This is a genomic window from Bacillota bacterium (assembly GCA_018333655.1).
Taxonomy (GTDB): Bacteria; Bacillota; UBA994; order UBA994; family UBA994; genus BS524.
The window spans coordinates 35,853-44,512 of record JAGXTJ010000053.1; the positions used below are offsets into that span (position 1 = coordinate 35,853).

Genomic DNA, 8,660 nt, shown 5'->3' on the forward strand with positions numbered 1-8,660 from the left:
TATACACAACTATGGCCGTAGAAAAATCCTTAGTGCATATTAGGCCGGCCGCGAACACCTGCATTAGAGGGCTACGGCGCAGGCCACCGCCAAACCCTCGGCGTGCGAAATGGTAACCATGAAACGGCTGATACCCCGCTGCTCTGCTAGGGTGGCTGCCTGGCCCCTTAGTAGCACCTCTGGCGCACCAAAGGAATCAGGGGTAATGCATATACTTTGGGGGCCAAAGCCAAGGTAGCCCGTGCCCATGGCTTTAACCACAGCTTCTTTGGCCGCCCAAAGGCCAGCCAGGGACTCCATACTAGCAAAGCTCTCACCACTAGCCAACACTTTGTTAATGAAACGCTGACCATACCTGCTGTTTAATGCGGTAATGCGGTCCACACTGGTGATATCTATGCCTATACCCAGCATTTGAATACTACCTCCCCCCGCTCGAAGACTCGGATCTTGTTCCTTCTACCGCAAAATCGCTATGGAGACAGGGCTGCCCGCGTCGGGGCAGCCCTGTGCGGCTTCTACTCAACAGTTACGCTTTTGGCCAGATTACGCGGCTTGTCGACATCGGCTCCGCGCGCCACTGCCGCATAGTAGGCAATCAGTTGCAGTGGTATAACGGCGAGAATAGGCGCTAGTAGGGGGTCAAGGCCTGGCAGGCGAATTTCTACATCATGCAAAGTTTCTGTGACATGGGGGCTGCAATTTGTCACTACAAAGGTGCGCGCACCCCTAGCCCTCACTACCTCGACATTGCTCACCATTTTCTCCTGCAAATGTTGCTGCGTGAACAGACATATGACAGGTGTCTGCGGTGAGACGAGCGCGAGGGTGCCATGCTTGAGCTCGCCAGCGGCATAAGCCTCGGCGTGAATGTAGGAGATTTCTTTAAGCTTTAAGGCTCCTTCGAGGGCCACGCTGTAGTCTAGGCCACGTCCGATGAAAAAGACGCTCTCACTTTGGGAGAGCCTTAGCGCGACATCGCGTATGGCGTCGGCCTGAGCAAGAATTTCTTCTACTAGACTGGGTATAGCCTTAAGTCCGGCGAGAAGTTCACCCGCTCGCGAGGAGGAAATGGCACCCCGAGCCAAACCGATATGAACGGCCATCAGCGTTAAGGCCGCTAACTGGGTTGTGTAAGCCTTAGTGGAGGCTACCGCTATCTCTGGCCCCGCCCAAGTGTAGAGCACATGCCTACTCTCCCGCGCGACCGAGCTGCCGACAACGTTAGTGATGGCGACCACACGACACTTTTGCCTCTTGGCCTCCCGCAGTGCGGCCAGAGTATCGGCTGTTTCGCCCGATTGACTGATGATGATTACTAAGTCGCTCGGGTCAAGAATCGGTTCGCGATAACGAAACTCTGACGCCACATCGACTTCCACTGGCAGACGAGCGAGCTTTTCAATTAGGTTCTTGCCCACTAGCCCAGCATGGTAGGCAGTGCCACAGGCCACGATTACCACTCGCTTAACGGAGTCAATCAGCTCCTTGGTCAGCCCAATTTCCTCGGCGAGAGTGGTTTGGTCGTCGAGTAGGCGCGGCGAAACAGTGTCGCGCAAGGCTCGCGGCTGCTCATGAATCTCTTTAAGCATGAAGTGTGAGTAACCTGCCTTTTCAGCAGCTACTTCATCCCAAGTGATGTAGAGCGTTTCTTTCTTGATCTCTTGTCCGCCATTGTAGAATTTAACCTCACCGGCGGTTAGGACGGCTAAATCTCCATCCTCTAGCACTACCGTCTGACGAGTGTAGGGCAGTAAGGCGGGAATGTCTGAAGCCAGAAAATTCTCTCCCTCGCCCAGACCAATAATTAAGGGGCTATACTGGCGATAGGCCACCAAGGTCAGGGGGTCATGCTCAGACACCACGGCGATAGCGAACGCCCCCTGCATGCGCTTGGCCGCTTGCGCCACCGCCTGGCCTAAGTCACCCGCGTACTCTTCTTCGATCAGGTGGGGGATGACCTCGGTGTCGGTCTCCGAAAAGAACTCGTGCCCGCGACTTCTTAGCTCACGCCGCAGCTCGGCGTAGTTCTCAATAATGCCGTTATGCACCACGGCAAACTTGCCTCCGCAACCCATGTGCGGATGAGCATTGTCATCCGTCGGGGCGCCATGGGTGGCCCAGCGGGTGTGCCCGACGCCTAGGTGCGCCTTAGTCAGGCCATTGCCAGAGACCTTGTTTTCTAGAACGGAAAGTCTCCCCGCATATTTTTCTAGATGAAGCTTGCCGTTCTTGTGTAAGACTAAGCCTGCCGAGTCATATCCACGGTATTCTAACCGTCGTAAACCATCAAGTACCACATCTTGCGCGCTTCTCGCGCCTACGTAGCCGGCGATTCCACACATGCCGCAACTCTCCATTTCAGTACATAATTAAACTAGGGTACCCCTATTTTGTCCGCCCGATTGCTCGGCCGTTTTCAAAGAGGGTTTACAGCCACCCCTAATGGCTGGAGGGCATCCGCCGATAATCGATAAACCCCCACCTCGTCAGCCTCAAGCTACTGCTAAGGCTCAGGCGCTTACGCTAGATAGCACATCAACTACGACGCTCGCTGCTTGCGAAGCGAGCTCTTTTGTCCTGGCCTCGACCATGACCCGCACGAGCGGCTCAGTGCCTGAAGGCCGCACCAAGACCCTACCCTCTGTTCCTACCATATTCTCTGCCCTAACTATCGCCTCCTTTACCGCGCCATGCTCCATGCTGGCCTTTTTGTCCCTGACGGGGACATTAAGTAGTATCTGCGGAAATCGCTCTAGCTTATCTGCCAACGCTTCTAGTGACACGCCGCGGCCAAAAGTGGCCTTAAGCAGCATCACCGCGGTCAACAGACCGTCGCCCGTAGTGCTGTGATTAAGAAAGATGCAATGCCCCGACTGCTCTCCCCCCAAAACTGCGCCTACTTGCTTCATTTCTTGCAAGACATACCTATCGCCAACCGCAGAACGCGTAATACCTATATCTTCTCGCCTCAGGCAGGCGTCAAGACCAAAGTTGCTCATGACCGTGGCCACCACCAAGTTATGGGTGAGGCTCTTCTCGGCCTTGAGGAGCAGCCCACAAATGTGCAGGAGATCGTCGCCATCTAGTAGCTGGCCCCGCGCATCGCAGGCGATTAATCGGTCGGCGTCGCCATCAAAAGCGAGCCCCACCTGTGCACCATGCGCGAGGACGGCTTGCACCATGGCGGCCGGGTAAGTAGACCCACATTCTACATTGATATTTACGCCATCGGGAGAAATGTTAAGCGGCACTACCTCGGCACCTAGCATGGTCAGTACCCGCGGCGCCACATCAAAGGCGGCACCATGCGCCGCATCGACGACGATTTTTACCCCCGTTAGATCAAGGTCCGCTATCTTTAACAAGTAATCTACATAGGCCTCTTGCTCAGTATCACCGCGAAACATCCGACCCACTTTATCCCCCGCTACTCTTTCGCGGCCACACGCTGCCTGTACCTGGCGTTCGATTTCGTCCTCGACGGCATCGGGCAGCTTATACCCATCTCGCGTAAATAGCTTAATGCCGTTGTCTATGGCCGGGTTGTGCGAGGCCGAGATCATGACACCAGCTGTAGCCTGACCTAGCCGCGTAATATAGGCTAAAGCCGGCGTGGGCAAGACCCCTAAATCTACTACATCCGCCCCAGCGGACAAAACCCCGGCGGCAAAGGCCGACGCTAGCATGTCGCCTGAGATGCGTGTATCTCTCGCCATGTAGACTACTGCGCGAGATGAACTATCGTTTAACACAGCAATTGTTGCTCTACCTAGACGCAAAGCCAACTCGGGTGTGAGCTCCGTATTAGCCTTGCCTCTTACTCCGTCCGTACCAAATATGCGCATAAGAGATGCTCCTTTCCATTGAACCACAACTGACGAAAAAAGACAAATAAACCACTAAGGGCTTTTGGTCACGAGCAGCTGCACGCTTACCGTGGGCGACGACACTAAGAAAGTCCCTCTGGGCACGCCCACAACTACCTCTCGGGTCTCGTCCTCCGCTGTCCCCTCGATGTTAACTTCTATGACTATCTCAGAAAGCCCCGCTAAGACCTCGGGCGGTGCGGCGACCTCTACTGTGGCGGTCGCACTTTCTAGTCGCACGCTTTGCACAAGGGGAGCCGGCCGCCCCACAGCAACGAACCGCAGTGGCAGAACCTTGATGGGGTATATGGGCTGCACATACTGTATGCTCGGGGGGTTAAGGGTGACCTTTGGCACCACCTGCCCTAAGGAATCCTTGGCCTCCAGCACACGACTACTCTCTATGGTAGAGGTTTTGCCGGTAACATCTACCTCTACAACTACCGGAACCACCTGCCCTACGGCAGTGCTCCCCCCAAAAACGGTGACACTAGCCGGACCTACCACGCCTGGGGCCGCAAAATACCCCGGGGCTAGAGTGCCTCGCAGCACGAGCGACACCGGAAGATTCACAGCGGTGACCGGTTCGAGCATGACTTCCACCCGTGCCGGAGACACACCGACCACTTCTAAACCCGCGGGCGCGTCGACGCGCACCGCCAACTGATTGCTGCCCGCTCGAAGACCGCGCAGGTCGATGTAGACAATAAGGTCACGCGCCGTGACCGCCGCCAATACCTCGTCCGGGGCGCGCACGGTCAGAGAAACTGTCGGGACGATAGCGCTGACTAGCTCTAGGTCGGCGGGGCGATTGCGAACTTCAAGCGTCACCGCAGGAAAACGCTGCACCGGAATATCTTCTGGTTGTACGCGAACTTGGGTGGATTGCACATAGAACCATAGTACGAGGGCTAAACCTATCGCCAAGACGTGGGTGCCTATATCGCGCCTGTTCACACTCTCGCCCCCCACGAAAAAATAGAAGTTGCTTGGGTGGCGGGCAGGGCCGCGTGTAGCCGGCGCTCGAGCTCGGCGAGGTCGAGATGGCGGGCAAGCTCTCCGCCTTGCGCCAAGGAAATAGAGCCTGTTTCTTCAGACACTACTACCGCCAAAGCGTCTGTTTCCTCGGTGAGGCCAAGGGCAGCGCGATGGCGGGTACCTAGTTCTTGCTCAATTTCGGGATTGGAAGAAAGGGGCAGGTAACAGCCCGCCGCTGAAAGACGCCCTTGGCGAATAATAACTGCCCCGTCGTGCAGCGGGGTATTGGGCACGAAGATATTGAACAACAGCTCGGGTGTAACTACCGCGTCAATGCGGACGCCTGTATCCGAATACTCCGAAAGGCCACTTTCCCGCTCAATAATAATCAGCGCCCCCGTACTGCTCTTGCTAAGTGCACCGGCAGCCTGCGCAATTGCCGCCGCTACCGGTGTCTGGTCCGTGGCCGTCATAAGGCTAAACCCTTTGCCCAAAAACTTAGTACGACCTAAGTGCTCTAAGGCCCGTCGCAGTTCGGGCCAGAACAGAAGAGGTATGGCGATAAAAAGCGCTGAAATGGCCCTACTTAATATCCAGTTAAGGGTTGTCAGGCGGAGACTGTCGCTAAGGAGAGTAGCTCCTAAAAGCACTACTACGCCCTTAATAAGCTGTACGGCTCGCGTGTGCCGTAGTAACAGAATGAGCCTGTAAAACACATAGTACAAAATGGCTATCTCCAGTAGGTCGAGGATACGCACCTCGAGCAGAATCTGTTCTAGAGTTGCCCACATAGCGTCTCCGTTCCTTTCGGGTCAGTGGCGCAATTTGCTGAGCAGCCTCGCCCAAAAACCATTGCCTCGCTCTGGCAGGCTGCCTGTACTTACTTGCACTTGACCACTCAGAGCCTCCCTGACTAGCTCATAGACTTCTTTTTCTGGGCCTGCGGCTTGCTGATACCATACCTCTAACTGATCTTTGTCACATAGCTCCCCTAGGCGAGTGGCTTGGCGACTAAAGACTTTGCGGTCAGCGCGGAGTGCTTCGAGGAGCATTTCTTCGGCCTGTTTCTTTTGTCCGAGCGAGAGTAATGCTAACCCCTTGAACAAGGCGAAGTCAGCGAGCGGTAGCTTTGCGCTCTCTTCGGCACTAATATCAGGGTGCAGGGGCAACTCACACATTTCTAGAGCCTCGGCAAATCTCTCTAGGCGTAGCAAGATGCCGACCAAGTTTAGGCGAGCGTAGTGGTTGTTTTCGTCTAACTGCAAGATGGCGCGCCAAGTTTCGCCTGCCGCCTCGAGTTTGCCCTGCTGCGCTAGGACATTCGCTTTGGCGAGCAGCGCTGGCAGGTAAGCGGCATCGCGCCTAAGGGCCTTGTCCCACTCGACTAGGGCTTCGTCAAGCCTCTCGCGGCGCATAAGCGACTGCCCAAAGTTAAAATAGGGGTGCGGGCTCTCGGGGTTAAGCTCGCTGGCTTGCTGCCAGGCGGCAAAGGCTGGCGCGGGCTTGTCGGCGCGGTCATAAGCCTCGCCTAGGCTCATGAGAATATCGAAATCTTTCGGTTCTAACTCATGAGCACGTTGCAAATGAAGCAAGGCCTGCTCTAGCTGCCCTAGGCAGAGGCTAGAGAGCCCCATGTTAAAGCGCGCTCGCGCGTCATCACGACCTAGCTCTAAAATCTGCTGGCCATATTTCAGAGCGTTCTCATATTCGCCTAAGTCCAAACTCACTGCACAGAGATTTACGCGCGCCTTAACCTCTTGTGGATTGGCCTCGGCTACTTTCTGCCACTCGCTTTGTGCCTTAGCAAGTTCACCCTTAAGAACATATACCTCGGCCAGAGTGTAAAGGAAATTGCTACTGTCTGGCTCAATCGCCGTAGCTTTGCGCAAGTGATGTAGGGCACCATCTAGCATGCCACGCATGGCATAGACTTTGCCCAGAAAGTAGTGCGCCGTGGCGTGACGCTTATCAAGCTCGACTACTTTTTTCCATGCCGAAATGGCGTCGTCAAGCTGATTTTGCTCGGCATAGGCGACGCCTAAAAGGTAATGGCTTAATATACGTTTAGGATCATGCTGCACGGCTTGACGCAGGTGCTCTACGGCTTGTTCAAACTGGTGCCCCTGCATGAGGGCCACCGCTAAATCATGATGCGCTGCCCCATTCTTGGGGTCGACAGACAAGGCCTTACGGCACGCCTCGATAACTTGTTCGATCTGTTCTGCGGAAAATTTCTGCCCCAAACACTAGACCTCCTATATGCCGCCTTGCTTGATAGTAACTCTGCGAAGTGGCTAACGCCACGCCCCTCTTAAGTAGGAGCGCAATTCTTGACTGATGTTACGGAAACCAAAGACAAATTTGTCCCATGGCAAATGCGTCTGTCGCACAACCTGCCCTTGCACCCTGCCCTGTTCGCCTAGAGTATGCTCGCTCGAAATAAGATAAATATTTCCATCCACTCGACCTAGCACCCGGAGCGATGCATGGTAGACCCTCAGGTCGCCACTCACAACTACATCTTCAGGGACAATGACGCTTTGCCCGACAATGTGCACAGCGGCGCGTGCGTCAGTAGACTCAACAAAAGGCTGCGGGTGCTCTACTAACATATACGTTGGAAAGCCAAAAAACAAGAGCATAATCGCTGCCACGCCGACCGCTCGCCAGGGCAACCACGAGTTACTAAATCTCTCTGTAGTCGGTAAGCACTTAATAAGGGAGCGGGTAAAATCAGCGGGGGCTTTGACACTCGTTATGCATTTGAGACCCTGCTCAATCTCCCTAAGTTGCGCGACATAGCCTTGGCAGGGCGCACAACTGCAGGCGTGTTCATTCATCGCCGCGACAAGGCCTCTAGGTAGTGCTGTAGTATCTTGCTCTAGAGCGAGTTGGCGGTACTTACTGCAGTCCATATCTCTTACCCCCTTGGGATTCTTCATAGTAGCCCTGCTCCACCAAGAGCTGCCGCAGCGCTTCGCGCGCGCGATGTAGCCGCGTCTTGACAGTGGTAGAGGGGACACTGAGTATATTGGCTATTTCTTCATAAGACAAGTCCTCCACAAAGCGTAGCACCAAGACCATACGATAAAGTGGGTTCAACTGAAGCAAGGCTCGCTCGAGCGCGCCTTCTAAATCCTTAAACTCTGCCACTTCTTCGGGCAAAGGATCGCTACTCTCAAGCTGCCAGACGCGATCATCGTCGCCGCTCAAGGGCTCATCTAAGTATACTATTTTCTTTTTGCGGCGCAAAAAATCAATGGCGAGATTCTGCGCAATGCGGTAGAGCCAGGGTGAAAAACGCATGTTGCTGTCAAAGGCGTGAAAGTTGCTGTAGACCTTGAGGAAGACATCCTGCGCTAGATCATAGGCATCTTCACGATTGCCTGTCATACGAAAGAGAAAGGATACCATGCGGTCCTTATAGAGTTCCACTAATTCGGCAAAAGCATGAATGTCTCTTTGCTTGGCTCTACTGACCAGTGACTTTTCCACTAAATCCACCCGCTACAGACCTCATTCCTGCCGCTAATCTATACTACGCATCTATATTCGCAAAGTTACACGAAATTCCTGCCATAATGGCAGGAAAGCGTCTCTTTGCGACAGGTACGGCCATTCGCTAAGTGCTCACGTTGCCCGGTGGCAAAGCCGACTAGTAAAGCCAAAGAACCGCCCCCCGACAAAGGGGACGGTTCTAAAAGGGTCCAATCGGAAGTTTTGCGGCAAAAAGGCCTAAATTCCGTTATTTAGACGAAACTAGGCCTTGCATATAACTCCGCAAAATTTTCGATTGCCCAGAAGAACGAAGTC

8 protein-coding genes are annotated in these 8,660 nt (G+C 54.5%); all 8 read right to left on the reverse strand.

Features of this window, described 5'->3' with window-relative positions; translation table 11 throughout:
• Window positions 1–63: 63 nt before the first annotated feature.
• Window positions 64–414 (reverse strand): holo-ACP synthase, encoded by a 351-nt coding sequence (acpS, locus tag KGZ92_09765; GenBank protein ID MBS3889549.1) that lies wholly within the window; start codon window positions 412–414, stop codon window positions 64–66.
• A gap of 104 nt (window positions 415–518) precedes the next feature.
• Window positions 519–2,345 (reverse strand): glutamine--fructose-6-phosphate transaminase (isomerizing), encoded by a 1,827-nt coding sequence (glmS, locus tag KGZ92_09770; GenBank protein MBS3889550.1) that lies wholly within the window; start codon window positions 2,343–2,345, stop codon window positions 519–521.
• A gap of 168 nt (window positions 2,346–2,513) precedes the next feature.
• Window positions 2,514–3,848 (reverse strand): phosphoglucosamine mutase, encoded by a 1,335-nt coding sequence (locus tag KGZ92_09775; GenBank protein MBS3889551.1) that lies wholly within the window; start codon window positions 3,846–3,848, stop codon window positions 2,514–2,516.
• A gap of 54 nt (window positions 3,849–3,902) precedes the next feature.
• Window positions 3,903–4,826 (reverse strand): hypothetical protein, encoded by a 924-nt coding sequence (locus KGZ92_09780; GenBank protein MBS3889552.1) that lies wholly within the window; start codon window positions 4,824–4,826, stop codon window positions 3,903–3,905.
• Window positions 4,823–5,638 (reverse strand): diadenylate cyclase CdaA, encoded by an 816-nt coding sequence (gene cdaA / locus KGZ92_09785; GenBank protein MBS3889553.1) that lies wholly within the window; start codon window positions 5,636–5,638, stop codon window positions 4,823–4,825. The genes KGZ92_09780 and cdaA overlap by 4 nt, the downstream gene beginning before the upstream one ends.
• A gap of 21 nt (window positions 5,639–5,659) precedes the next feature.
• Entirely contained in the window at window positions 5,660–7,090 is a 1,431-nt protein-coding gene (locus KGZ92_09790; protein ID MBS3889554.1) for a tetratricopeptide repeat protein, read from the reverse strand.
• A gap of 51 nt (window positions 7,091–7,141) precedes the next feature.
• The gene (locus tag KGZ92_09795; protein ID MBS3889555.1) at window positions 7,142–7,789 is read right to left on the reverse strand and encodes a hypothetical protein; all 648 of its coding nucleotides are present in this window, start codon (window positions 7,787–7,789) and stop codon (window positions 7,142–7,144) included.
• The gene (locus KGZ92_09800; GenBank protein ID MBS3889556.1) at window positions 7,749–8,351 is read right to left on the reverse strand and encodes a sigma-70 family RNA polymerase sigma factor; all 603 of its coding nucleotides are present in this window, start codon (window positions 8,349–8,351) and stop codon (window positions 7,749–7,751) included. The genes KGZ92_09795 and KGZ92_09800 overlap by 41 nt, the downstream gene beginning before the upstream one ends.
• Between the last annotated feature and the right edge of the window lie 309 nt (window positions 8,352–8,660).

Bases quoted from the DNA above. Each gene is read 5' to 3' on its own strand.
- acpS (MBS3889549.1), bottom strand. From the start codon at position 414: ATGCTGGGTATAGGCATAGATATCACCAGTGTGGACCGCATTACCGCA.
- glmS (MBS3889550.1), bottom strand. From the start codon at position 2,345: ATGTGTGGAATCGCCGGCTACGTAGGCGCGAGAAGCGCGCAAGATGTG.
- KGZ92_09775 (MBS3889551.1), bottom strand. From the start codon at position 3,848: ATGCGCATATTTGGTACGGACGGAGTAAGAGGCAAGGCTAATACGGAG.
- cdaA (MBS3889553.1), bottom strand. From the start codon at position 5,638: ATGTGGGCAACTCTAGAACAGATTCTGCTCGAGGTGCGTATCCTCGAC.
- KGZ92_09795 (MBS3889555.1), bottom strand. From the start codon at position 7,789: ATGAAGAATCCCAAGGGGGTAAGAGATATGGACTGCAGTAAGTACCGC.